Below are 23,985 nucleotides of genomic sequence, written 5' to 3'. Positions count from 1 at the left end.
ATTCTTAAAAGTAATCCGGCAGCTTTCCTTTTAATATTGTTTCCCTACAATCGTTGCATTAATTAAATGCAGAGGGAACGGTTATGAAAAAATGGAAAGTACGTAGCGCGTTGGTGGCATTAGTCGTGCTGCTGGCCGGTTGCGCCAGTAACGCGCAGTATAATAGTCGTTCATCGGGTAATGTTGGCACCGCATGGGGGGGAGATGTCCACTCGTCGGTACAAGGTGTTTCTGCTGAACGTGCCTGGCGCGACCCCGCAGAGATGATCGTTATTAGTTATTCGACTAATATTCCTTCCGGCTACGACCGCGTTTATAGCATTCGTATTAACGAACTGGAATATGCTATTCGTGATGCTAATTTCAATTCGCTTCCTATCACTCGAATTTATGATTCATCAAATAATGAACCACGCTATATTGTCCATGCCAGAGTAGGAATGAATTATCAATTATATGTTCGTAATTACAGTCGTAACACCAACTACGAGATCGTTGCTACGGTTGATGGTCTGGATGTGCTGAACGGCAAGCAAGGTTCGCTGAATAACAACGGCTATATTGTAAATGCCGGAGATTCGTTAGCGATTAAAGGATTCCGCAAAGATAAACATACCGAAGCGGCTTTTCAGTTCGCCAACGTTGCCGATTCCTACGCAGCCAATTCGGCGCAAGGTAATGTGCGTAATACTGGCGTAATCGGCTTTGCCGCTTTCGAATTGCAAGGCCCGGTGCAAAACGCGCTGCCGCCGTGCTCTGGGCAAGCCTTCCCGGCAGATAACAATGGCTATGCGCCGCCACCGTGTCGGAAATAGCAACCTCGCTTGATGCCTCGCTCATTTAAGGCGATAATTAGCACAAACTTGTGTTTCGCAAATCCAACCCTTCCTCGTCGGGCCTAACGACGCGGAAGGGTTTTTTTATATCGACTTTGTAATAGGAGTCCATCCATGAGCACCTTAGGTCATCAATACGATAACTCACTGGTTTCCAACGCCTTTGGTTTTTTACGCCTGCCGATGAACTTCCAGCCGTACGACAGCGATGCCGACTGGGTGATTACCGGCGTGCCGTTCGATATGGCCACTTCTGGTCGTGCGGGTGGGCGTCACGGTCCGGCAGCGATCCGTCAGGTTTCGACGAATCTGGCCTGGGAACACAATCGCTTCCCGTGGAATTTCGATATGCGCGAGCGTCTGAACGTGGTGGACTGCGGCGATCTGGTGTATGCCTTCGGCGATGCTCGTGAGATGAGTGAGAAGCTGCAGGCGCACGCCGAGAAGCTGCTGGCTGCCGGTAAGCGTATGCTCTCCTTCGGCGGTGATCACTTTGTTACGCTGCCGCTGCTGCGTGCTCATGCGAAGCATTTCGGCAAAATGGCGCTGGTACACTTTGATGCCCACACCGATACCTACGCGAATGGTTGTGAATTTGACCACGGAACCATGTTCTATACCGCGCCGAAAGAAGGTCTGATCGACCCGAATCATTCCGTGCAGATTGGTATTCGTACCGAGTTTGATAAAGACAACGGCTTTACCGTGCTGGACGCCTGCCAGGTGAACGATCGCAGCGTGGATGACGTTATCGCCCAGGTGAAACAGATTGTGGGTGATATGCCAGTTTACCTGACCTTTGATATCGACTGTCTGGATCCTGCTTTTGCGCCGGGCACCGGTACGCCGGTAATTGGCGGCCTGACCTCCGATCGCGCTATTAAACTGGTACGCGGCCTGAAAGATCTCAATATTGTTGGGATGGATGTAGTGGAAGTGGCTCCGGCATACGATCAGTCGGAAATCACCGCTCTGGCAGCAGCGACGCTGGCGCTGGAGATGCTCTATATTCAGGCGGCGAAAAAGGGCGAGTAATTCGCTAAATATTTCCCGGTGTGCATAGTCATGCCGGGAAACATTCATCAGTGCGATATATGTTTTTATATTTCTACGCTACTTTTTCTTAGCTCTGTTCACCTGCCTGGTTGTTTCAGAACATAAGTAATATTTAAAACACGAATATTCAGAAACCAGATTGCCACAAGGAACATTAATTCTTCCCGGTAGTTCTCATTCTTACGTTTACAAATAGTGTATGTTCTGAACAACTATTGTTTTTTAAGCGGTAAAGAAATGAGACGGATTGATGTTATTTGCAAGGAGCTGGAGCGACTGACGTATGGGCTGGAACTGTCTGATTTAGCGAAGGAGAAAGCATTTACTGCTGAGGCGATTGGTTTTAACCTTGGGCTGGCACGCAACTCGGTTAGTAAAGATCTTAATCAATTATGGAATGAAGGCTTGGTGGTAAAAAGTCAGGGACGTCCTGTTTTTTTTCTACATCGTCACGCACTAGAATTGCTCATTAATCGAAAACTGGATGATTGCGAATGCATAGTTCATTCAGTGGCTAGTTTATTGCCAAAGAAAGAAAAATATACAGATGATGATCCGTTTTCCGGACTTATCGGATACGACCGTAGTCTCCGTGATGCGGTAGAAAAAGGCCGCGCAGCGGTGCTCTATCCCCACGGACTGCATGTGCTGTTAACCGGGGCATCTGGTGTTGGCAAAACATTCTTTGCTGAGTTAATGCATTGCTTCGCTTGCAAGCACACCATAGGTTCGCCACCTCCGTTGGTTTACTTTAACTGTGCCGAATATGCTCATAATCCGGAGTTGCTTTCCTCACATCTGTTTGGTCACCATAAGGGGGCATTTACCGGGGCAAGTGAGAATAAAACGGGATTGGTGGAGCAAGCTGACGGAGGTTATTTACTTCTGGATGAAGTGCATCGCCTCCCGTACGAAGGACAAGAGAAGCTCTTTTCTATTCTCGATAAAGGTGAATACCGCCCACTTGGTTCAAGTGGGACAACATATTCAATTTCGGTGCGCCTTATTTGCGCCACCACAGAGTCGGTCAACTCGGCACTATTGCGTACCTTCCAGCGGCGTATCCAGGTATGTATTGACTTACCGGGTATTCGCCAGCGTTCGGTCGAGGAGCAGCTCGAATTGATTATCGGCTTCTTCCAGCGTGAAAGTCGTAAAATTGAACGTACCATAAGCCTTGATAAAACGCTCTTGCATTGGTTGTTAAGTAAACCCCTGGAAGGCAATATCGGCCAGCTTAAAAGCGATATTCAGTTCTTGTGCGCGCAGGCGTGGGCGTCGGGAATGACTGAGCGTAACGATACGCTAGAGTTAGATAAACGACTGGCAGAGATGTCGTTTAATACTACGCCAGAGCAGCGTCTGCTGGTCGATGCGTTGTTTGGCGGTAAAGATCGTCTGAACGTGGATGCGCGTACGTTGCCCGCGTTAAAAAATTCGTTGGCGACCAGTGCGGAAATAGAAGAGAGCGACCTGTTTTACAGTTTCCTGACTCGTGAATATGTCAATCTGCGCAACAGTAACGTGCCGCCCGCAGAAACGCTGGCTATCCTGAAAAACAAACTCAGTTCGATTTTTGAATACGGTCTCTATAGCCGCCATAGTACGGCACATCCACCGCGCTATGGCGATCAAATTGAGGAGCGGGTGACGCTGCTGATCGGTTACGTGGAGCAGGTATTAGGATTTACGTTGCCAGAAAACCTAGCGAACCCGTTACGTAAACACTTCCTTGCGCTGATTGGCTATGTGCGGCGAGGGCTTATACCTCAACTCTATTCATCCAGCCTGATTCTGGATCGCTGTAAAGATGAGTATGACAATGCCACGGTTCTGTGCCGCAAAATCAATGAGCTGTTGCATATTCAGTGCCCGGCGACGGAGGTGGTCTGGCTGTGCCTGTTCCTGAAAGAGTGTCGCCACTATCGCCAGCGCATCGACACCAGCCCTGACTGCGGCGTGATTCTAATCGCTCACGGTGCGACCACCGCAACGAGCCAGGCGCAATATGTGAACCGGGTGCTGGAGCGCGAGCTGTTCTACGCAATTGATATGCCATTTGAGCAGTCGGTGCATGACACCCTGGAAACTATGACTCGGATGATTCAGGACCGGTGCTGGCATCGGCTGATACTGATGGTGGATATCGGATCGCTGGTCCATTTTGGCAGCACTATCAGCAAGCTGTTCCAGATTGACGTTCTGTTGTTGCCAAATATCACTCTGACCAGCCTGCTGGAGGTGGGGCTGGATTTAAGCTACGAAACTGGCGATCTATCGCAATTGGCGGTGCTCATGCAGAGTAAAAATATCCCTTGTCGGCTCTGTACGCCGCAGCAAGAGAGCGGTGGCAAAGTGCTGGTTATCTCATGTATTACCGGAATGGGGACGGCGGAAAAGATCAAAAAGGTGCTGGAGGAGAGCTTTGGCGAGCTGATGTCGGAGGATACGCGCATGGTGATTCTCGACTATAATGAGGTGCGCAGCCTGGAGCGCATTCAGCAGGCGCTTAACGCCAGTGAACGGCTGGCAGGGATCGTCGGCACTTTTCAGCCGGGACTGCCGGATATTCCGTTTATCTCGCTGGAGGAACTGTTTTCCGAGCAAGGGCCGGAGCTGGTACTCAGCCTGCTGACGCCGGATCTCTCAAGCAGCGAGCGCCGACTGGAGATGGAGCGCAGCGCCATGCGCTTTATCAGCGCGCTGACCATGGAGAGCATCATCAACCATATTTCGGTGCTCAACCCGCAGCGAATTCTGAAAGAGATCGAGGACGTTCTGAACCACTTAACCAACACACTCTCCCTGAAACCGAGCCGCCAGGTGACACTACGTTTTCTGATCCACTGCTGCTGCATGGTCGAGCGTATCGTGATTAACCGCAAACCGTTACAGATGGCGCTGGAAAAACGGCTTGATCTGGACGCTCGTGCCTTTAGCGTCATCAAATCCTCCTTTTTGCCGATTGAAGAGGCTTACGCTATCCGTTTATCGGACGCAGAATATTTTTATATCTACGAACTGCTCTACAGCTGATCCCCTGGTTTACAGGGCTTAACGTCCCATCCAATCTCTTTTCCTCTGAGCGTGACACAAATTCTGGCACGTCCTTTGCTCCTGACGAAATGTAAACACTGGAGCAAAGGAGGCTATTTTGACCACAACTGTACCTATTCATCCGTTACCTGAAATTCTGCTGCTAACTCACGGCGGCTGGGGGCTGCAGCTCTGCAACAGCCTGCGCATGGTGATGGGCGAAATCGAAGGCGTGACGGAAATCGCGCTGATGCCCGTCGATACACTGGGCGAGTTTTACCAGCGCGTCGAAGCCGTGGTGAAAACCATGCCGGAAGGTTCGCTTATCGTGACCGATTTTATCGGCGGCACTACCTCTAACGTGGCGGCGCGGCTGAGCGCCGATTATCCGGTGGCGGTGATCTCCGGGCTTAATGCCTCGCTGCTGCTGGAGGCGCTGGACAAGCGCGAACATGGCCCACTGACCGCCTGCGTGGCCGATCTGGTGGAGGCTGGGCGCAACAGTTGCCTGGACGTCGTCTCCCATATTCGTCAATTACAACAGTAAGGAAAATCGTATGGCAAACATCGTGTTATGTCGCATTGACAGCCGTCTTATCCACGGGCAGGTGGTGACGAAGTGGGTGGGGCAATCCCGGGCCAACCGTATTGCGGTGGTCAGCGACGAGCTGGACGCCGATCCGTTTATGAAAAATATCTACCTGATGGCCGCGCCGCCGAATATCAAAGTGGACTGCTTCAGCAACCAGAGCTTCGCGGCCGCGTGGAAAGAGAACCAACTGGGCGATGGCAACGTGCTGGTGCTGTTCCCGTCGCTGGCGGCGATTCAGGAAGCGGTGCAGCAGGGCTTTGACGTGGCTGATATTCAGGTTGGCGGCTTAGGTGGCGGGCCAAACCGTAAAGCAGTGTTCCAGAACATAACGCTGGATGAAAAAGACGTTGGCATTCTTAACGATTTGAAAAGTCGTGGCATTAAGGCTGTTTTCCAGACCATCCCGGAAGATAAGCCGCAGTCGCTGGACGATATCCTGAAAAAATTCTGACCCTCTGAACATGGGATAACACATTATGGATACCTTACTTTTTGCAAGCCTGATGGGGCTGTATTACTGGTTTGCCCGGTTGCGCCTTGGCTATACCTTCTCCGCCATGCTGTTACAGCCGGTGGTGGTGGCGGTCTTTGTCGGCTTGCTGCTCGGCAATATGCCCGCGGCGATGATTATCGGCGCGGGGATGCAGTTGGTTTATCTGGGCGTGACCTCAACGCCAGGCGGCAATGTGCCGTCAGACCCGTCGCTGGCGGCCTGTATCGCCATTCCTATCGCCGTTAAGGCCAATATGGACCCTAACCTGGCGATTGCACTGGCGATTCCATTTGGCGTTATCGGCGTATTCCTCGACCAGTTGCGTCGCACGCTAAATGCGGCCTGGGTGCATATGGCCGACAAACACGCGGAAACGGCCAATATGTCAGCCATTATGCGCTGCGCCTTTCTCTACCCGGCGCTGCTGGGGCTGGTGCTACGTTTCCCGGTGGTGTTCGCCGCCAACTACTTCGGCCAGAACGTAGTGGAAAGTTTCCTCAAGCTGATGCCGCACTGGCTGACCCACTCGTTTGAAATCATGGGCGGGATTCTCCCGGCGCTGGGCTTCGCCATCACCATTATGGTAATTGGTAAAAAGAGCCTACTGCCGTGGTTTATCGGCGGATTCTTCGCGGTGCTGTACCTCAAGGTGGACATCATGGCGATGGCGATTTTCGGCACCTGCGTGGCCTTCCTGATTAAAGGCCTGGCGAAAAATGAAGGAGCGGCATAATGAGCGGCGACGTAATGCAGCATGAACTGGTGGAGCGCGCGCGGGAGTCCGGGGCGCTGACCAAAGCGGATATCACCAAAGCGTGGTTTATCTACTGGCTGGGCGCGGAGGTTTCCAGCTCCTATGAGCGTTTACAGAGCCTGATTTTCTGCGCCTCGATGACGCCGATTATCAAAAAACTCTATCCGCAAAAAGAGGAGCAGGTGGAGGCGTTAAAACGCCATCTGAACTTTTTCAACTCAGAGCAGACGTTTGGCGCGGTGATCCAGGGGATCTCCATCGCCATGGAAGAGCAAAAGACCCGCGGCGAGGCGATTAACGATGCCTCTATCACCGGGATTAAAACCGGCCTGATGGGGCCGCTGGCCGGAATGGGCGACTCCATCATCTGGGCGGCCGTGATGCCGCTGTTGATTGCTATTTTTATCCCGTTCGCCGCCAATGGCAGCTCAATGGGCGGTATTTTGCCGCTGATTCTCTACCCGGCGATTACGCTGGCAATCAGCTACGGCATGGTGCACAAGGGCTATACGCTAGGGCGAGATTCGATTATCAGCCTGCTGCAGGGGGGGCGCATCAAGGAGCTTATCTACGGCGCTAACGTACTGGGGCTTATCATGATGGGTGCGCTATCCGCGAGCTTTGTCAAGATAACCTCACCTTTAAAAATTAGCGCACTGAAAGGCTCTGAAGTGGTAGTACAGCAGATTCTTGACTCCATCGCGCCCGGCCTACTGCCGCTGGCGGCAGTGTTCGCGATCTACTTCTATCTAGTGAAAAAGGGGCCGCGTTACACCACGATTTTGCTGTCAATTGTGGCGTTGAGCGTGGTCTGCTCGCTGCTGGGAGTGCTGTAAGCCATGACGCAGAATATCTATCAACAACTGGGGCTGAAACAAGTGATTAACGCCTGCGGTAAGATGACGATTCTCGGCGTCTCCAGTGTCGCGCCGGAGGTGATGCAGGCCACCGCGTGTGCGGCATCCTCTTTCGTGGAGATTGACCAGTTGGTGGACAAAACCGGCGAGCTGGTCTCTCGCTTTACCGGGGCGGAGGATAGCTACGTTACCTCCTGCGCCTCGGCAGGGATCGCCATCGCTGTAGCCGCCGCCATTACCCGCGGCGACAAGGCCCGGGTGGCGCTCATGCCGGATAGCTCCAGCATGGCCAATGAAGTGGTGATGCTGCGCGGCCATAACGTCGATTACGGCGCATCGATCCTCAGCGCGATCCGTTTAGGTGGCGGGCGCGTGGTGGAGGTGGGGTCAAGTAACCTGGCGGCTCTCTGGCAGTTGGAGAGTGCCATTACCGACGCGACCGCCGCGCTGCTGTATGTGAAGTCGCATCACTGCGTGCAGAAGGGAATGTTGAACATCGAGGACTTCGCACAAGTCGCGCAGATGCACAACCTGCCGCTGATTGTCGATGCCGCCGCCGAAGAGGACTTACGTGCCTGGGTGGTGAGCGGAGCGGATATGGTGGTCTACAGCGGCGCAAAAGCCTTTAACGCACCGACCTCCGGGTTTATCACTGGTAAAAAAACCTGGATTGCAGCCTGCAAAGCGCAGCATCACGGCATTGCCAGGGCGATGAAAATCGGCAAGGAGAACATGGTTGGGCTGGTTTACGCGCTGGAGAATTATCACCAGGGGCAGGCAATCATCACCGCGGAACAGCTCCAGCCAGTGGTTGAAGCGATTTCGGTGATTCACGGGTTAACGGCTGATATTGAGCAGGATGAAGCCGGGCGTGCAATCTGGCGTATTCGTATTCGGGTAAATGCGCAGGAATTGGGAGTTGACGCTCGCGTCGTCGAAGCGCAACTGCGTGGTGGCGATATCGCGATTTATGCACGGCGGTATAACCTCCACCAGGGCGTTTTTAGCCTTGATCCGCGTACGGTGGCAGAAGGGGAGATGGCGCTTATCGTGGCGCGACTGAAGGAGATTGCAGATCATGCAAAAGATTAATTTCTATCGTAATCGCGTGGCAATTAATGTGCTGGCGAAAGATATCGCCAATGCCCGTGAAATCTATGATGCCGCCGAAGGCCACGCAGTGATTGGCGTGCTTTCCGCGCAGTTCTCCTCGGTGGATGAGGGGATCCAGGAAGTTAAACGTTGGATGGCGGAAATACCGTCCATTTCAGTAGGTCTGGGGGCGGGTGACCCGGCGCAGTATTACAAAGCTGCGATGATTGCGGCGCAGGTTCATCCAGCACACGTTAACCAGACCTTTACCGGTTGTGGTTTCGCTGCAGGCGCGCTTGCGGCGACGGGCGGTGAGCAGACCCATGTCAACGCGCTGGTTAGTCCGGCGGGGACGCCGGGCGAAGTGCTGATTTCCACCGGCGTTAGCAGCAGCCAAGGTACGCCTGCCCGCGTCTCCTGCGATACGGCGGTGCGAATGATGCTAGATATGGGCGCACACGCGGCGAAGTTCTTTCCGATGGGCGGCGAGAAGTCGCTTCCGGAGCTATACGCGCTGGCGACCACGGCGGCGCGCAATGGTATGACGCTGATTGAGCCGACCGGCGGGATTGATTTGGATAACTTCAGTGTGATTCTGAAAACTTGTCTGGAGGCGGGTGTGCCGCGCATTATGCCGCATGTTTACAGCTCGATTATAGACCCTGATACGGGATATACCCGACCGGATGATGTAGCCGTTTTGCTGAATAAAGTGAAATCACTACTCTGATCGGGGATTCAGGCGTTACCGACCTACAATTATGTTGTAGATCGGTATGTCTGACTTATTTTATCCCATCCGCGCTCATACGATCGCGAATATGCTGGGCGCGTTCGGCAGATGCCGGATGGTCGTCAAACATTGAGCTTTGACGGCCTTCTTCCAGTTTTGCCAGCTTTTCAAAGCTGGTGGCAAGCCCCACCGGACTGATGCCGCGTTGGCGCAGCAAATCGTAGGAATAATCATCGGCTTCTGCTTCCTGGCGCTGGGAGAATTGCGAATTGACTAATTTTTCGCCCAGATCACCAAGTTGTGATTGTGACAAACTGCCGACAATCCCGCCCGCAGATGCCGCAGCTGCTCGCACGGCGTTGGTGCCCAGTGCTACCTGCATCCCTTTTTTCACATGGCCTAACGCAACGTGCCCCATCTCGTGACCGATCACCGCTTCGACTTCGTTATCCGTCATCATATCCATCAGCCCGCTATAGACGCGGATACAGCCATTTGCCATTGCAAAGGCGTTTACATCCTTCGCCATATACACTTTGTAATTCACCGGCTGACCGTTGATATTGTTGCCTAGCACGTTGGCAATGGTTGTCAGGCGTTTAGCATATTCGCTGTTGGCTGGCGCAATCGTCGCCTTGCTGTCCATCTCCTGGCATGCCTGATCGCTCAGGGTTTTCACCTGAGCATCACTCAAACTGTAAGCCTGAAAAGCTTCCGCTCCTGATGAGAGCAGTCCGTTGGAGTCCATATTCTGGCAACCGGTCAGCACCGTTGCCACGCTCATTGCTACCAATAAGGCGCGAATTTTCATGTTTTCTCTTCCGCACAAGGTCAGGATCATTCTAAAAAGGCGTCGTTTGCAGGTGAACCGACGCTCAGTCCCAGTATAAGGAAAAGCGCAGCGGACGGGCGAGCAGATTGCGTAACATGCGAGCATGATCCAGAGATTTCTGAAGCGGCAAAAGGATGTTCCATGTACATGACGCGTGGCTTGCGGTAAATTGTTGGCAAATTTTCCGGCGTAGCCCAAAACGCGCTGTCGTCAAGTCGTTAAGGGCGTGCCCTTCATCATCCGATCTGGAGTCAAAATGTCCTCACGTAAAGAGCTTGCCAATGCTATTCGTGCGCTGAGCATGGACGCAGTACAGAAAGCCAAATCCGGTCACCCGGGTGCCCCAATGGGTATGGCTGACATTGCCGAAGTCCTGTGGCGTGATTTCCTGAAACACAACCCGCAGAATCCGTCCTGGGCTGACCGTGACCGCTTCGTGCTGTCCAACGGCCACGGCTCCATGCTGATCTACAGCCTGCTGCACCTCACCGGTTACGATCTGCCGATGGAAGAACTGAAAAACTTCCGTCAGTTGCATTCCAAAACGCCGGGCCACCCGGAAGTGGGTTATACCGCAGGTGTGGAAACCACCACCGGTCCGCTGGGGCAGGGTATTGCCAACGCAGTCGGTATGGCGATTGCAGAAAAAACGCTGGCGGCGCAGTTTAACCGTCCGGGTCACGATATTGTCGACCACTACACCTACGCCTTCATGGGCGACGGCTGCATGATGGAAGGCATCTCCCACGAAGTTTGCTCTCTGGCGGGTACGCTCGCGCTTGGCAAACTGATTGCGTTCTACGATGACAACGGTATCTCTATCGATGGTCACGTTGAAGGCTGGTTCACCGACGACACTGCAATGCGTTTCGAAGCCTACGGCTGGCACGTTATTCGCGACATCGACGGTCATGACGCAGCATCCATTAAACGCGCAGTAGAAGAAGCGCGCGCAGTGACTGATAAACCGTCCCTGCTGATGTGCAAAACTATCATCGGTTTCGGTTCGCCGAACAAAGCCGGTACTCACGACTCCCACGGTGCACCGCTGGGCGACGCTGAAATTGCCCTGACCCGCGAACAACTGGGCTGGAAATACGCGCCGTTCGAAATCCCGTCTGAAATTTATGCTCAGTGGGATGCAAAAGAAGCAGGCCAGGCGAAAGAATCCGCATGGAACGAGAAATTCGCGGCTTACGCGAAAGCTTATCCGCAGGAAGCGGCTGAATTTACTCGTCGTATGAACGGTGAAATGCCGTCTGACTTCGACGCGAAAGCGAAAGAGTTCATCGCTAAACTGCAGGCTAATCCGGCGAAAATCGCCAGCCGTAAAGCGTCTCAGAATGCTATCGAAGCGTTCGGTCCGCTGCTGCCAGAATTCCTCGGCGGCTCTGCCGACCTGGCGCCGTCTAACCTGACCCTGTGGTCTGGTTCTAAGGCTATCAACGAAGATGCTGCGGGTAACTATATCCACTACGGTGTTCGCGAGTTCGGTATGACCGCGATTGCTAACGGTATCTCCCTGCATGGTGGCTTCCTGCCGTACACCTCCACCTTCCTGATGTTTGTCGAATACGCACGTAACGCCGTACGTATGGCTGCGCTGATGAAACAGCGTCAGGTGATGGTTTACACCCACGACTCCATCGGTCTGGGTGAAGATGGCCCGACTCACCAGCCGGTAGAGCAGGTCGCTTCTCTGCGCGTGACCCCGAACATGTCTACATGGCGTCCGTGTGACCAGGTTGAATCCGCGGTCGCGTGGAAATACGGTGTTGAGCGTCAGGACGGCCCGACCGCGCTGATCCTCTCCCGTCAGAATCTGGCGCAGCAGGAACGTACTGAAGAGCAGCTGGCAAACATCGCGCGCGGTGGTTATGTGCTGAAAGACTGTGGCGGTCAGCCGGAACTGATCTTCATCGCCACTGGTTCTGAAGTTGAACTGGCTGTAGCGGCATACGAAAAACTGACTGCTGAAGGCGTGAAAGCGCGCGTGGTTTCCATGCCGTCTACCGACGCATTCGACAAGCAGGACGCGGCTTACCGTGAGTCTGTACTGCCGAAAGCGGTTACTGCACGCGTTGCGGTGGAAGCGGGTATTGCTGACTACTGGTACAAATATGTTGGCCTGAACGGTGCCATTATCGGTATGACCACCTTCGGTGAATCTGCTCCTGCCGAGCAACTGTTCGAAGAGTTCGGCTTCACCGTTGACAACGTTGTTGCGAAAGCAAAAGCGTTGCTGTAATCAGTAAGACGTTTTGTGAGAAGGGCCGCGAGAGCGGCCCTTCTGATTTATTGGCAAAGTGCGCGTTGTTCATGTCGGATGCGGCGTGAACGCCTTATCCGACCTACAGGATCGTGCAAATTCAAATATTGCAGGAAGTATGTAGGCCTGATAAGCGTAGCGCATCAGGCAGTTTTGCCTTTGCCATCAGCCCCAGGGGCCGCGAAAGCAGCCCTTCTGATTTATTGGTAAAGTGCGCGTTGTGTATGTCGGATGCGGCGTGAACGCCTTATCCGAGATACAGGATCGTGCAAATTCAAAATATTGCAGGAAGTATGTAGGCCTGATAAGCGTAGCGCATCAGGCCGTTTTGCCTTTGTCATCAGCCCCAGGGGCCGCGAAAGCAGCCCTTCTGATTTATTGGCAAAGTGCGCGTTGTGCATGTCGGATGCGGCGTGAACGCCTTATCCGACCTACAGGAGCGTGCAAATTCAAAAATATTGCAGGAAGTATGTAGGCCTGATAAGCGTAGCGCATCAGGCAGTTTTGCCTTTGCCATCAGCCCCAGGTGCCGCGAAAGCAGCCCTTTTTTACTTGGTGGAGATAAACGGAACTGTACTGCCGGGGATCATGGTATCAGGCAATTTTCCGTCCCAACGTTCGGCAGTGGTGAGGGCTACAAGACCCGGATTATCCCGCAGAGCTTCTCCTCGTAAACGGATAGCTTCAGCTTCTGCAGCACTTTTTAAACGAATAGTTTCAGCCTCGGCCGCGCCTCTTACGCGAATGGTCTCTGCTTCTGCTTTGGCTGCCGCCAGTTTACTGTCTGCTTCTGCCTGGGCCTGAGTTACTGCAATTTGTGCCTGGATTTTCTCTGTTTCCAGATTTTGCTTACGTGTGGCAATGGCGACTTCTGCTTTCATTCGGTCTTCAATCGACTTTTCATAAGCGTCAGAAAAATCAATGTTTTCAATCTGGACACCGTCAATTACCACTGGCCCAACAACGGCTTTGCGCATGGCATTTTGTAGATCCTGAACCAGTTTTGTTCGATCCTGTACGGCGCTGATGGCGGTATATTGGCCGAAAACGTTCTCCAGTTGAGTTGGCAACTGACGGACAATCAGACGATCTTTTAATGCTTCAATGGTGTTGTAGGTGGTATAAACCGCGCCTGCTTCTGAAGGTTTAATGTGGAAGCTGACTGATACTGTCATTTGTGCTGGTTGCTGATCGCGGCTGTAGGCCTGTAATCCCTGATAGACCACAGCTTGATTACGTGTGGATATTTTCTCCACGCTTTCCATAAACGGGATCTTAAAACCCAGCCCCGGATCGGCAACTTTTACGATTTTTCCGTAGCGCAGCAAAATGCCGCGTTCGCCTTCATTAACGGTGTAATACGAGAGAAATGGCAGCACAACCGCGGCAAGCACGCCAATGGCGATAGCAATAGATTTTTGTGGACGGAATGAGGTTATTGAAACAGGTGCTTTCATGAGAATCTTCCTTGAGTAAAACGTGGGAATATGTCACATGAGGTGAGGAGAAAACAGCCGACAGGTGAGAATTCAGAATCTATAAAGGTGGCGAGCAAAAATATTGAGTTAAATAAGTGTGTTTTCGGACTTTCAATATATAAATTGTGACATGCATAACAAACACATAAACTAATAATATGCTTATTTTGTGATATGCATCTCAAATACAAAGTTGACTTTTAAAATGCAAATCTCATGTTATTGTTATTTAACATTTTATTATTTTGCTTTGTGGTTTTTTTCTTCTCGCGTACTCAATTGCTTTCATTAAACCGCACGAGTATTTTATTTTCACCGCTGGACGGTACCCTAAGAATAAAATAAGGATGATTTATGCGGCTTATAGATTATTTTCCAGAGTCATCAATCTCAGTTATTCATGCAGCAAAAGACTGGCAAGAAGCTATCGATTTTTCGATGGCATCACTGTTAGCAATAAACTATGTCAACGAGAAGTATATCCAGGCCATTAAAGATTCGACTATCAGCAATGGTCCTTATTATATTCTTGCACCTGGCGTGGCAATGCCTCATGCGCGACCAGAATGTGGGGCGCTTAAAACCGGGATGTCACTGACGTTACTCAATCGGCCAGTTTATTTCCCGGAAAATGACGAGCCAATCAAATTATTAATCGGTCTTTCTGCTGCCGATGCCGATTCGCACATTGGTGCTATTCAGGCATTGAGTGAATTACTGTGCGAAGAAGAAATACTCGAAAAACTCTTAACAGCATCATCAGAAAAACAATTAGCGGACATTATCAGCCGCGGATAATAACTCTCTCCTCTACAGGATAATATTATGGAAAACAAGTCTGCTCGTGCAAAGGTCCAGGCTTTTGGGGGATTTTTGACTGCAATGGTCATCCCCAATATCGGTGCTTTTATTGCCTGGGGTTTTATTACTGCATTATTTATTCCCACCGGTTGGCTGCCGAATGAACATTTCGCCAAAATTGTCGGCCCGATGATTACCTATTTATTACCCATGATGATTGGTTCTACTGGCGGTCATTTGATCGGCGGTAAACGCGGTGCGGTAATGGGGGGAATCGGTACTATTGGCGTTATCGTTGGCGCAGATATTCCTATGTTCCTCGGCTCGATGATTATGGGGCCACTGGGTGGTCTGGTCATTAAATACATCGATAAGGCACTGGAAAAGCGAATCCCTGCCGGTTTTGAGATGGTTATCAATAACTTCTCATTAGGTATAGCTGGGATGATTCTCTGTCTGTTGGGCTTTGAAGTCATCGGCCCAGCGGTATTAATTGCCAATACGTTTGTTAAAGAGTGTATTGAGGCACTGGTACATGCGGGTTATTTACCATTACTGTCGGTAATCAATGAACCTGCGAAAGTACTTTTCCTCAATAATGCGATAGATCAGGGTGTCTATTACCCATTAGGGATGCAGCAGGCATCGGTTAACGGCAAATCCATCTTCTTCATGGTGGCGTCAAACCCTGGGCCGGGTTTAGGACTACTGCTGGCATTTACTTTGTTTGGTAAGGGGATGAGTAAACGCTCTGCGCCTGGCGCGATGATTATTCACTTCTTGGGCGGTATCCACGAATTGTACTTCCCGTATGTGTTGATGAAGCCGTTGACCATTATCTCTATGATTGCAGGCGGTATGTCTGGCACCTGGATTTTCAATTTACTGGATGGCGGTTTGGTTGCTGGCCCAAGTCCTGGTTCTATCTTTGCTTATCTGGCGCTGACGCCGAAAGGATCATTCCTGGCGACTATTGCCGGTGTTACGGTAGGAACCCTGGTGTCCTTTGCCATTACTTCCTTGATACTGAAGATGGACAAAGCGGTGGAAACTGACAATGAAGATGAGTTTGCCCAGTCAGCCAATGCGGTTAAGGCGATGAAACAAGAAGGCGCGTTTTCGTTAAGCCGTGTTAAGCGTATTGCCTTCGTTTGTGATGCCGGTATGGGCTCCAGCGCGATGGGGGCAACCACCTTCCGTAAACGTCTGGAAAAAGCGGGACTGGCAATTGAAGTTAAACACTACGCCATAGAAAACGTACCTGCTGATGCCGATATCGTTGTTACTCACGCCAGCCTGGAAGGACGAGTTAAAAGAGTGACGGATAAGCCGCTGGTATTGATTAATAACTATATTGGCGATCCAAAACTCGATACTTTATTTAATCAATTAACCGCTGAACATAAAAACTGATTGCCGAGGTAAAAATGAAAACCAAAGTTGCTGCTATTTATGGCAAGCGGGATGTCCGTCTGCGCGAATTTGAACTGCCCGAAATTACCGATAATGAACTGTTGGTGAGTGTAATTTCTGACAGCGTCTGTTTATCGACCTGGAAAGCGGCGTTACTGGGTAGCGAACATAAACGGGTGCCTGACGATTTAGAAAATCATCCGGTAATTACCGGGCATGAATGTGCCGGGGTTATTGTCGAAGTGGGTAAGAATCTCACCGACAAATATAAAAAAGGCCAACGTTTTGTATTGCAACCGGCGATGGGGTTACCAAGCGGATATTCTGCGGGATACAGCTACGAATATTTCGGCGGTAATGCCACCTATATGATTATTCCCGAGATCGCCATTAACCTGGGTTGCGTATTACCGTATCACGGCTCTTATTTTGCTGCGGCATCGCTGGCAGAGCCTATGTGCTGCATTATTGGCGCTTATCATGCCAATTATCACACCACGCAATATGTTTATGAGCATCGCATGGGTGTCAAACCTGGTGGCAATATTGCGCTGCTGGCGTGTGCAGGCCCGATGGGGATTGGCGCTATCGATTATGCCATTAACGGCGGTATACAACCGTCGCGGGTAGTGGTGGTGGATATCGACGACAAACGCCTGGCGCAGGTACAGAAACTGCTGCCGGTGGAGCTGGCGGCCAGTAAAGGTATTGAGCTGGTGTATGTGAATACCAAAGGGATGGACGATCCGGTACAGACACTACGCGCACTTACAGATGACGCCGGATTCGATGACATTTTTGTCTATGCTGCGGTGTCTTCGGTTGTTGAGATGGCCGATGAGTTGCTGGCAGAAGATGGCTGCCTGAACTTCTTTGCCGGGCCGACGGATAAAAACTTCAAAGTGCCGTTTAATTTCTACAACGTCCATTACAACAGTTCGCACGTCGTCGGTACATCCGGCGGTTCAACGGACGATATGAAAGAGGCAATTGCGCTAAGTGCCACGGGGCAGTTGCAGCCGTCGTTTATGGTGACGCATATTGGTGGGCTGGATGCGGTGCCAGATACCGTGCTCAATCTGCCGGATATCCCCGGCGGTAAAAAGCTCATTTACAACGGTGTCACCATGCCTCTCACCGCCATTGCTGATTTTGCCGAAAAAGGCAAAACCGATCCGCTGTTTAAAGAACTGGCGCGGCTGGTTGAAGAAACGCACGGTATCTGGAATGAGCAGGCCGAGAAATATCTGCTGGCGCAATTTGGCGTTGATATTGGGGAGGCCGCGCAATGATGTCCCTGGCGTGGCCATTATTTCGCGTTACGGAACAGGCAGCGTTGGCTGCCTGGCCGCAAACCGGATGTGGCGACAAAAATAAAATTGATGGCCTGGCGGTCACTGCGATGCGGCAGGCATTAAACGACGTCGCTTTTCGTGGGCGAGTGGTTATCGGCGAGGGGGAAATTGACCATGCGCCGATGCTGTGGATTGGCGAAGAGGTGGGCAAAGGCGATGGGCCAGAAGTCGATATCGCGGTTGACCCGATTGAAGGCACCCGGATGGTGGCGATGGGGCAGAGTAATGCACTGGCGGTCATGGCCTTCGCACCACGAGGTAGCCTGCTACACGCGCCCGATATGTATATGAAAAAGCTGGTTGTTAATCGACTGGCTTCCGGGACGATTGATCTATCTTTGCCCCTAGCAGAAAACTTGCGTAACGTGGCGAAAGCGTTAGGCAAACCGCTGGAGCGGTTACGCATGGTTACGCTGGATAAACCTCGTCTTCGTGCCGCGATTGAGGAAGCAACGCAGCTGGGGGTGAAAGTTTTCGCCCTGCCGGACGGTGATGTCGCCGCCAGCGTGCTGACCTGCTGGCAGGATAATCCTTTCGACGTGATGTACACCATCGGCGGTGCGCCCGAGGGCGTGATTTCTGCCTGTGCTGTTAAAGCATTAGGTGGGGATATGCAGGCTGAGCTGATTGATTTTTGTCAGGCCAAAGGGGATTACACGGAAAATCGCCAGGTGGCAGAACAGGAACGCCGGCGTTGTCGGGAAATGGGCGTTGAAGTGAACCGTGTGTACACGCTCGACGAACTGGTGAAAGGCAAAGATATTCTCTTTAGCGCCACGGGTGTGACGGGCGGCGAGTTGGTGAACGGTATCCAACAGACGGCGAATGGGGTGCGGACGCAGACATTACTGATCGGCGGCGCGGACCAAACGTGTAATATAATAGACTCCCTGCATTGATGGTGATCTATCGGAAGACGAATGGCGACGCTGACAGAAGATGATGTGCTTGAGCAACTGGATGCACAGGACAATTTATTTTCATTTATGAAAACTGCGCATACCATTTTGCTCCAGGGGATACGCCAGTTTCTGCCGTCGCTGTTTGTCGATAACGATGAAGAGATCGTGGAATATGCAGTGAAGCCGTTACTCGCCCAAAGTGGCCCGCTTGACGATATTGATGTTGCGCTGCGTTTGATTTATGCGCTGGGGAAAATGGATAAATGGCTGTACGCCGATATCACGCATTTTTCCCAGCTCTGGCATTACCTGAACGAACAGGATGAAATGCCCGGGTTTGCCGATGACATGACCTGGGATTTTATCAGCAACGTCAATAGCATAACCCGCAATGCGATGCTCTATGACGCGTTAAAAGCGATGAAATTCGCCGATTTTGCCGTCTGGTCAGAGGCGCGTTTTACCGGGATGGTCAAAACGGCGCTGACGCTGGCAGTAACGACAACCTTAAAGGAATTAACGCCGTGAAAATTGAATTAACGGTGAATGGGCTGAAGGTGCAGGCGCAGTACCAGAGCGAAGAGATTGAAAATGTGCATAAACCGTTGCTGCGTATGCTGGCGGCCTTACAGACGGTAAATCCGCAGAGGCGTACGGTGGTTTTTCTTTGCGCTCCACCGGGGACGGGGAAATCTACCCTAACCACCTTCTGGGAATATCTCGCGCAACAAGACCCTGAACTGCCCGCTATTCAGACGCTCCCGATGGATGGTTTTCACCATTACAATAGCTGGCTGGATGCGCATCAATTGCGTCCCTTCAAAGGCGCACCAGAGACATTCGATGTGGCGAAACTGGCCGAAAATCTGCGCCAGGTAATGGAAGGGGATTGTACGTGGCCGCAGTACGATCGACAAAAGCATGATCCGGTAGAAGATGCGTTGCACGTTACCGCACCACTCGTTATCGTCGAAGGAAACTGGTTGTTGCTGGACGACGAGAAGTGGTGCCAGCTTGCGCAATTTTGTGATTTTTCGATCTTTATCAACGCGCCAGCAACTGCGTTGCGAAAACGGCTGGTGGGGCGCAAGCTGGCGGGAGGGCTATCGCTGGCAGACGCAGAAGCCTTTTATGACCGTACCGACGGGCCGAATGTTCGCCGGGTGCTTGAAGAGAGTCTGCCTGCAAATTTGACCTTAATGATGACCGCTACGGGTGAATATCGTCTGGCTGATTAACGTCTCTCTCTGTGCCGTCTTCCCGTCATGCAAGGCGGGAAAATGACGCCGGATAAACTCGGCGTCATGACTGATTGCTACCACGTTCGTATCTTGCTGGCGGCACTTTTCCAGCCAGCTTTCGTCAAAATCCCGACTTGGCTCGTCCAGTAGTAATGGTGGTAGAGAGAGGGCGTCCAGACTGGTGACGACAACCATAAGTGTAGGGCAGTGTCATCATTGACGTACTCCGAAACTCGGACGTATTGCGGATAGTATCGACGCTGCATCGGTCATATTCCGATATAAATCAGGGGTTGTAACGGCACAACGAAAAGATTTTGCTACGCTTATTCGTGATTCTGCAAAGTGGAATAAATGCCAACGTATCAGGTTCAGAAATGTGACATAAGTCAGATAATTGTCTTCTTTGACTGGACAAACATTCCTTTTATTCCTCGTTTCGCTTATTCTAGCTGAAGCGTTTCAGTCGATTAAATGTTCGACAATTAACCAATCAGTCGCAGTTTGCGACAGGTAAGGTTTCCCCGGACGATTTGCTGGATTACTCTGTCTGGCAAATTTGCTCAGGGAAAACCTTGCAGGAGATCTATGACCGTACGCGTAGCGATAAATGGCTTCGGTCGCATCGGGCGTAATGTGGTTCGTGCTTTGTATGAATCCGGACGCCGGGCGGAAATTACCGTGGTGGCAATCAACGAACTGGCAGATGCTGCGGGCATGGCGCATTTGTTGAAATATGACACCAGCCATGGCCGTTTTGCATGGGAAGTACGACAGGAACGCGATCAACTTTTTGTTGGTGATGACGCCATCCGCGTATTGCATGAACGTTCACTGCAATCGCTCCCCTGGCGCGAACTTGGTGTCGATGTGGTTCTCGACTGCACCGGCGTATATGGTTCCCGCGAGCATGGCGAAGCGCATATTGCCGCTGGGGCCAAAAAAGTGCTCTTTTCACATCCTGGCAGTAACGATCTTGACGCGACCGTGGTTTACGGCGTCAATCAGGATCAACTTCGTGCGGAACACCGCATCGTATCTAACGCTTCCTGTACCACGAATTGCATAATTCCTGTCATTAAATTGTTGGATGATGCGTACGGTATTGAGTCCGGCACGGTGACCACAATTCACTCTGCCATGCACGATCAACAGGTTATTGATGCATACCATCCTGACCTGCGTCGCACCCGGGCAGCCAGCCAGTCGATCATTCCGGTCGATACTAAACTGGCTGCGGGTATCACGCGATTTTTTCCGCAATTTAACGATCGCTTTGAAGCGATTGCGGTACGTGTTCCGACCATTAATGTGACGGCAATCGATTTAAGCGTGACGGTGAAGAAACCTGTAAAAGCCAATGAAGTCAACCTGTTGCTGCAAAAAGCAGCACAAGGTGCATTTCATGGTATAGTTGACTATACGGAATTGCCGTTGGTCTCTGTAGATTTTAACCACGATCCGCACAGTGCTATTGTCGATGGCACCCAAACCCGGGTCAGTGGCGCACACCTGATCAAAACGTTGGTCTGGTGCGATAACGAATGGGGCTTTGCTAACCGAATGCTCGACACGACGTTAGCTATGGCTTCTGTTGCTTTCAGGTAAGACGCAAGCAGCGTCTGCAAAACTTTTAGAATCAACGAGAGGATTCACCATGTCTGTAATTAAGATGACCGATCTGGATCTTGCTGGGAAACGTGTATTTATCCGTGCGGATCTGAACGTACCAGTAAAAGACGGGAAAGTAACCAGCGACGCGCGTATCCGTGCTTCTCTGCCAACCATCGAACTGGCCCTGAAACAAGGCGCAAAAGTGATGGTAACTTCCCACCTGGGTCGTCCTACCGAAGGCGAGTACAACGAAGAATTCTCTCTGCTGCCGGTTGTTAACTACCTGAAAGATAAACTGTCTAACCCGGTTCGTCTGGTTAAAGATTACCTCGACGGCGTTGACGTTGCTGAAGGTGAGCTGGTTGTTCTGGAAAACGTTCGCTTCAACAAAGGCGAGAAGAAAGACGACGAAACCCTGTCCAAAAAATACGCTGCACTGTGTGACGTGTTCGTAATGGACGCATTTGGTACTGCTCACCGCGCGCAGGCTTCTACTCACGGTATTGGTAAATTCGCTGACGTTGCGTGCGCAGGCCCGCTGCTGGCAGCTGAACTGGACGCGCTGGGTAAAGCACTGAAAGAACCAGCTCGCCCGATGGTGGCTATCGTTGGTGGTTCTAAAGTTTCTACCAAACTGACCGTTCTGGACTCCCTGTCTAAAATCGCTGACCAGCTGATCGTGGGTGGTGGTATTGCTAACACCTTTATCGCGGCACAAGGCCACGATGTGGGTAAATCCCTGTACGAAGCTGATCTGGTTGACGAAGCAAAACGTCTGCTGACCACCTGCAACATTCCGGTTCCGTCTGATGTTCGCGTAGCAACGGAATTCTCTGAAACTGCACCGGCTACCCTGAAATCTGTTAACGATGTGAAAGCTGACGAGCAGATCCTGGATATCGGCGACGCTTCCGCTCAGGAACTGGCTGAAATCCTGAAGAATGCGAAAACCATTCTGTGGAACGGTCCGGTTGGCGTGTTCGAATTCCCGAACTTCCGCAAAGGTACTGAAATCGTGGCTAACGCTATCGCAGACAGCGAAGCGTTCTCCATCGCTGGCGGCGGCGACACTCTGGCGGCAATCGACCTGTTCGGTATTGCTGACAAAATTTCCTACATCTCCACTGGCGGCGGCGCATTCCTCGAATTCGTGGAAGGTAAAGTACTGCCTGCAGTAGCGATGCTCGAAGAGCGCGCTAAGAAGTAAAAAATCACAGGGCAGTGAAACCTGCCCTTGTTTCAGCGCGCTTTCAGAGCACGCAATTTTTCATACTCTAAATAATTCAAGACGCAGCACATGCAAATTGAAGTATGACGAGTATAAGACCCGACGATACAGGACAAGAGATATGTCTAAGATTTTTGATTTCGTAAAACCAGGCGTAATCACTGGTGATGACGTACAGAAAGTTTTCCAGGTTGCAAAAGAAAACAACTTCGCACTGCCAGCAGTAAACTGCGTCGGTACTGACTCTATCAACGCCGTACTGGAAACCGCTGCTAAAGTTAAAGCGCCGGTTATCGTTCAGTTCTCCAACGGTGGTGCTTCCTTTATCGCTGGTAAAGGCGTGAAATCTGACGTTCCGCAGGGTGTTGCTATCCTGGGCGCGATCTCTGGTGCGCATCACGTTCACCAGATGGCTGAACATTATGGTGTTCCGGTGATCCTGCACACTGACCACTGCGCGAAAAAACTGCTGCCGTGGATCGACGGTCTGCTGGACGCGGGTGAAAAACACTTTGCAGCTACCGGTAAGCCGCTGTTCTCTTCTCACATGATCGACCTGTCTGAAGAATCTCTGCAAGAGAACATCGAAATCTGCTCTAAATACCTGGAGCGTATGTCCAAAATCGGCATGACTCTGGAAATCGAACTGGGTTGCACCGGTGGTGAAGAAGACGGTGTGGACAACAGCCACATGGATGCTTCTGCACTGTACACCCAGCCGGAAGACGTTGATTACGCATACACCGAGCTGAGCAAAATCAGCCCGCGTTTCACCATTGCAGCTTCCTTCGGTAACGTACACGGTGTTTACAAGCCGGGTAACGTGGTTCTGACTCCGACCATCCTGCGCGACTCTCAGGAATATGTTTCTAAGAAACACAACCTGCCGCACAACAGCCTGAACTTCGTATTCCACGGTGGTTCCGGTTCTACTGCTCAGGAAATCAAAGACTCCGTAAGCTACGGCGTAGTGAAAATGAACATTGATACCGATACCCAATGGGCAACCTGGGAAGGCGTTCTGAACTACTACAAAGCGAACGAAGCTTATCTGCAGGGTCAGCTGGGTAACCCGAAAGGCGAAGATCAGCCGAACAAGAAATACTACGATCCGCGCGTATGGCTGCGTGCCGGTCAGACTTCGATGATCGCTCGTCTGGAAAAAGCATTCCAGGAACTGAACGCGATCGACGTTCTGTAAGTCATTCCTTTCTGCTTATCTCAAGGCCCGCTCTGCGGGTCTTTTTTTTCACCAAAAGCAAAATTGCCTGATGCGCTACGCTTATCAGGCCTACACGTATCCTGCAATATACTGAATTTGCGGGTTTTTGTAGGCAGGGTAAGGCGTTCACGCCGCATCCGGCATGATAAATCGCACATTGTTATCTGTCTGAGGCCCGCTC

Annotated in this window: 21 protein-coding genes and 1 pseudogene; 19 read left to right on the top strand and 3 right to left on the bottom strand. The window is 51.5% G+C overall.

What is annotated here, in order from left to right; all coding sequences use genetic code 11:
• Window positions 1–83: 83 nt before the first annotated feature.
• The 9 genes from A7090_RS16710 (at window position 84) to dagF (ending at window position 9,446) form a co-directional block, all read left to right on the top strand.
• Window positions 84–815: a hypothetical protein gene (locus A7090_RS16710; RefSeq protein ID WP_105274871.1), complete on the top strand. Its 732-nt coding sequence runs from the start codon at window positions 84–86 to the stop codon at window positions 813–815.
• 135 nt (window positions 816–950) lie between these two features.
• Entirely contained in the window at window positions 951–1,871 is a 921-nt protein-coding gene (speB, locus tag A7090_RS16705) for an agmatinase (RefSeq protein WP_000105566.1), read from the top strand.
• A gap of 258 nt (window positions 1,872–2,129) precedes the next feature.
• Window positions 2,130–4,928: a transcriptional regulator DagR gene (gene dagR / locus A7090_RS16700; RefSeq protein ID WP_105274870.1), complete on the top strand. Its 2,799-nt coding sequence runs from the start codon at window positions 2,130–2,132 to the stop codon at window positions 4,926–4,928.
• A 118-nt stretch (window positions 4,929–5,046) separates the two neighbouring features.
• Window positions 5,047–5,475, top strand: a complete 429-nt coding sequence (locus A7090_RS16695) for a PTS sugar transporter subunit IIA (protein ID WP_000214203.1) — start codon at window positions 5,047–5,049, stop codon at window positions 5,473–5,475.
• Window positions 5,476–5,485: 10 nt separating this feature from the next.
• Window positions 5,486–5,971, top strand: coding sequence for a PTS system mannose/fructose/N-acetylgalactosamine-transporter subunit IIB (locus A7090_RS16690; RefSeq protein WP_105274869.1), 486 nt, complete (start codon window positions 5,486–5,488; stop codon window positions 5,969–5,971).
• A gap of 25 nt (window positions 5,972–5,996) precedes the next feature.
• The gene (locus A7090_RS16685; RefSeq protein ID WP_105274868.1) at window positions 5,997–6,746 is read left to right on the top strand and encodes a PTS mannose/fructose/sorbose/N-acetylgalactosamine transporter subunit IIC; all 750 of its coding nucleotides are present in this window, start codon (window positions 5,997–5,999) and stop codon (window positions 6,744–6,746) included.
• Window positions 6,743–7,603, top strand: coding sequence for a PTS system mannose/fructose/sorbose family transporter subunit IID (locus A7090_RS16680; protein WP_198599593.1), 861 nt, complete (start codon window positions 6,743–6,745; stop codon window positions 7,601–7,603). The genes A7090_RS16685 and A7090_RS16680 overlap by 4 nt, the downstream gene beginning before the upstream one ends.
• 3 nt (window positions 7,604–7,606) lie before the next feature.
• Window positions 7,607–8,716 (top strand): D-glucosaminate-6-phosphate ammonia lyase, encoded by a 1,110-nt coding sequence (gene dgaE / locus A7090_RS16675; RefSeq protein ID WP_105274866.1) that lies wholly within the window; start codon window positions 7,607–7,609, stop codon window positions 8,714–8,716.
• Entirely contained in the window at window positions 8,703–9,446 is a 744-nt protein-coding gene (gene dagF, locus A7090_RS16670) for a 2-dehydro-3-deoxy-phosphogluconate aldolase (RefSeq protein ID WP_105274865.1), read from the top strand. The genes dgaE and dagF overlap by 14 nt, the downstream gene beginning before the upstream one ends.
• Before the next feature lie 55 nt (window positions 9,447–9,501).
• On the opposite strand, the gene loiP is transcribed toward dagF, so the two are convergent.
• Entirely contained in the window at window positions 9,502–10,260 is a 759-nt protein-coding gene (loiP, locus tag A7090_RS16665) for a metalloprotease LoiP (protein ID WP_105274864.1), read from the bottom strand.
• Window positions 10,261–10,537: 277 nt separating this feature from the next.
• Here loiP and tkt point away from each other — a divergent pair, with 277 nt between their 5' ends.
• Window positions 10,538–12,529: a transketolase gene (gene tkt, locus A7090_RS16660; protein WP_105274863.1), complete on the top strand. Its 1,992-nt coding sequence runs from the start codon at window positions 10,538–10,540 to the stop codon at window positions 12,527–12,529.
• 569 nt (window positions 12,530–13,098) lie between these two features.
• On the opposite strand, the gene A7090_RS16655 is transcribed toward tkt, so the two are convergent.
• Complete coding sequence (locus tag A7090_RS16655; protein ID WP_105274862.1) at window positions 13,099–14,007, bottom strand: prohibitin family protein; 909 nt, start codon at window positions 14,005–14,007, stop codon at window positions 13,099–13,101.
• Between the two features lie 375 nt (window positions 14,008–14,382).
• Here A7090_RS16655 and cmtB point away from each other — a divergent pair, with 375 nt between their 5' ends.
• From cmtB to A7090_RS16625, 6 genes are read left to right on the top strand one after another with little or no spacing between them, the layout of a single operon-like run.
• Window positions 14,383–14,826: a PTS mannitol transporter subunit IIA gene (gene cmtB, locus A7090_RS16650; RefSeq protein WP_105274861.1), complete on the top strand. Its 444-nt coding sequence runs from the start codon at window positions 14,383–14,385 to the stop codon at window positions 14,824–14,826.
• 27 nt (window positions 14,827–14,853) lie between these two features.
• On the top strand, window positions 14,854–16,242 hold the full coding sequence (gene cmtA / locus A7090_RS16645; protein ID WP_105274860.1) for a PTS mannitol transporter subunit IICB: 1,389 nt from the start codon (window positions 14,854–14,856) through the stop codon (window positions 16,240–16,242).
• A gap of 14 nt (window positions 16,243–16,256) precedes the next feature.
• Window positions 16,257–17,534 (top strand): zinc-binding dehydrogenase, encoded by a 1,278-nt coding sequence (locus A7090_RS16640; protein ID WP_105274859.1) that lies wholly within the window; start codon window positions 16,257–16,259, stop codon window positions 17,532–17,534.
• The gene (gene glpX / locus A7090_RS16635; RefSeq protein ID WP_105274858.1) at window positions 17,531–18,496 is read left to right on the top strand and encodes a class II fructose-bisphosphatase; all 966 of its coding nucleotides are present in this window, start codon (window positions 17,531–17,533) and stop codon (window positions 18,494–18,496) included. The genes A7090_RS16640 and glpX overlap by 4 nt, the downstream gene beginning before the upstream one ends.
• 21 nt (window positions 18,497–18,517) lie before the next feature.
• Complete coding sequence (fumE, locus tag A7090_RS16630; protein ID WP_105274857.1) at window positions 18,518–19,027, top strand: fumarase E; 510 nt, start codon at window positions 18,518–18,520, stop codon at window positions 19,025–19,027.
• The gene (locus A7090_RS16625) at window positions 19,024–19,737 is read left to right on the top strand and encodes a nucleoside/nucleotide kinase family protein (RefSeq protein WP_105274856.1); all 714 of its coding nucleotides are present in this window, start codon (window positions 19,024–19,026) and stop codon (window positions 19,735–19,737) included. Before fumE ends, A7090_RS16625 begins: the two co-directional genes overlap by 4 nt.
• On the opposite strand, the pseudogene A7090_RS26200 reads toward A7090_RS16625, so the two are convergent.
• Window positions 19,709–19,935 (bottom strand): annotated as a pseudogene (locus A7090_RS26200) (ABC transporter ATP-binding protein); the annotation flags it as partial. The gene A7090_RS16625 and the pseudogene A7090_RS26200 overlap by 29 nt on opposite strands.
• 393 nt (window positions 19,936–20,328) lie before the next feature.
• On the opposite strand from A7090_RS26200, the gene epd reads away from it, so the two are divergent.
• The 3 genes from epd (at window position 20,329) to fbaA (ending at window position 23,783) form a co-directional block, all read left to right on the top strand.
• Window positions 20,329–21,348: an erythrose-4-phosphate dehydrogenase gene (epd, locus tag A7090_RS16615; RefSeq protein WP_105274855.1), complete on the top strand. Its 1,020-nt coding sequence runs from the start codon at window positions 20,329–20,331 to the stop codon at window positions 21,346–21,348.
• A 49-nt stretch (window positions 21,349–21,397) separates the two neighbouring features.
• Window positions 21,398–22,561: a phosphoglycerate kinase gene (pgk, locus tag A7090_RS16610; protein ID WP_000111269.1), complete on the top strand. Its 1,164-nt coding sequence runs from the start codon at window positions 21,398–21,400 to the stop codon at window positions 22,559–22,561.
• 142 nt (window positions 22,562–22,703) lie between these two features.
• Entirely contained in the window at window positions 22,704–23,783 is a 1,080-nt protein-coding gene (gene fbaA / locus A7090_RS16605) for a class II fructose-bisphosphate aldolase (protein WP_105274854.1), read from the top strand.
• Window positions 23,784–23,985: the final 202 nt, after the last annotated feature.

It is taken from the genome of Escherichia sp. MOD1-EC7003 (assembly GCF_002965065.1).
Classification (GTDB): Bacteria; Pseudomonadota; Gammaproteobacteria; order Enterobacterales; family Enterobacteriaceae; genus Escherichia.
The sequence above is the reverse complement of the archived record's forward strand: the minus strand, read 5'-3'. Positions and strand labels throughout refer to the sequence as shown.

Bases quoted from the DNA above. Each gene is read 5' to 3' on its own strand.
- epd (WP_105274855.1), top strand. From the start codon at position 20,329: ATGACCGTACGCGTAGCGATAAATGGCTTCGGTCGCATCGGGCGTAAT.
- dagF (WP_105274865.1), top strand. From the start codon at position 8,703: ATGCAAAAGATTAATTTCTATCGTAATCGCGTGGCAATTAATGTGCTG.
- A7090_RS16690 (WP_105274869.1), top strand. From the start codon at position 5,486: ATGGCAAACATCGTGTTATGTCGCATTGACAGCCGTCTTATCCACGGG.
- A7090_RS16655 (WP_105274862.1), bottom strand. From the start codon at position 14,007: ATGAAAGCACCTGTTTCAATAACCTCATTCCGTCCACAAAAATCTATT.
- A7090_RS16685 (WP_105274868.1), top strand. From the start codon at position 5,997: ATGGATACCTTACTTTTTGCAAGCCTGATGGGGCTGTATTACTGGTTT.
- dagR (WP_105274870.1), top strand. From the start codon at position 2,130: ATGAGACGGATTGATGTTATTTGCAAGGAGCTGGAGCGACTGACGTAT.
- speB (WP_000105566.1), top strand. From the start codon at position 951: ATGAGCACCTTAGGTCATCAATACGATAACTCACTGGTTTCCAACGCC.
- pgk (WP_000111269.1), top strand. From the start codon at position 21,398: ATGTCTGTAATTAAGATGACCGATCTGGATCTTGCTGGGAAACGTGTA.
- dgaE (WP_105274866.1), top strand. From the start codon at position 7,607: ATGACGCAGAATATCTATCAACAACTGGGGCTGAAACAAGTGATTAAC.
- cmtA (WP_105274860.1), top strand. From the start codon at position 14,854: ATGGAAAACAAGTCTGCTCGTGCAAAGGTCCAGGCTTTTGGGGGATTT.
- A7090_RS16710 (WP_105274871.1), top strand. From the start codon at position 84: ATGAAAAAATGGAAAGTACGTAGCGCGTTGGTGGCATTAGTCGTGCTG.
- tkt (WP_105274863.1), top strand. From the start codon at position 10,538: ATGTCCTCACGTAAAGAGCTTGCCAATGCTATTCGTGCGCTGAGCATG.
- cmtB (WP_105274861.1), top strand. From the start codon at position 14,383: ATGCGGCTTATAGATTATTTTCCAGAGTCATCAATCTCAGTTATTCAT.
- glpX (WP_105274858.1), top strand. From the start codon at position 17,531: ATGATGTCCCTGGCGTGGCCATTATTTCGCGTTACGGAACAGGCAGCG.
- fbaA (WP_105274854.1), top strand. From the start codon at position 22,704: ATGTCTAAGATTTTTGATTTCGTAAAACCAGGCGTAATCACTGGTGAT.
- A7090_RS16640 (WP_105274859.1), top strand. From the start codon at position 16,257: ATGAAAACCAAAGTTGCTGCTATTTATGGCAAGCGGGATGTCCGTCTG.
- loiP (WP_105274864.1), bottom strand. From the start codon at position 10,260: ATGAAAATTCGCGCCTTATTGGTAGCAATGAGCGTGGCAACGGTGCTG.
- fumE (WP_105274857.1), top strand. From the start codon at position 18,518: ATGGCGACGCTGACAGAAGATGATGTGCTTGAGCAACTGGATGCACAG.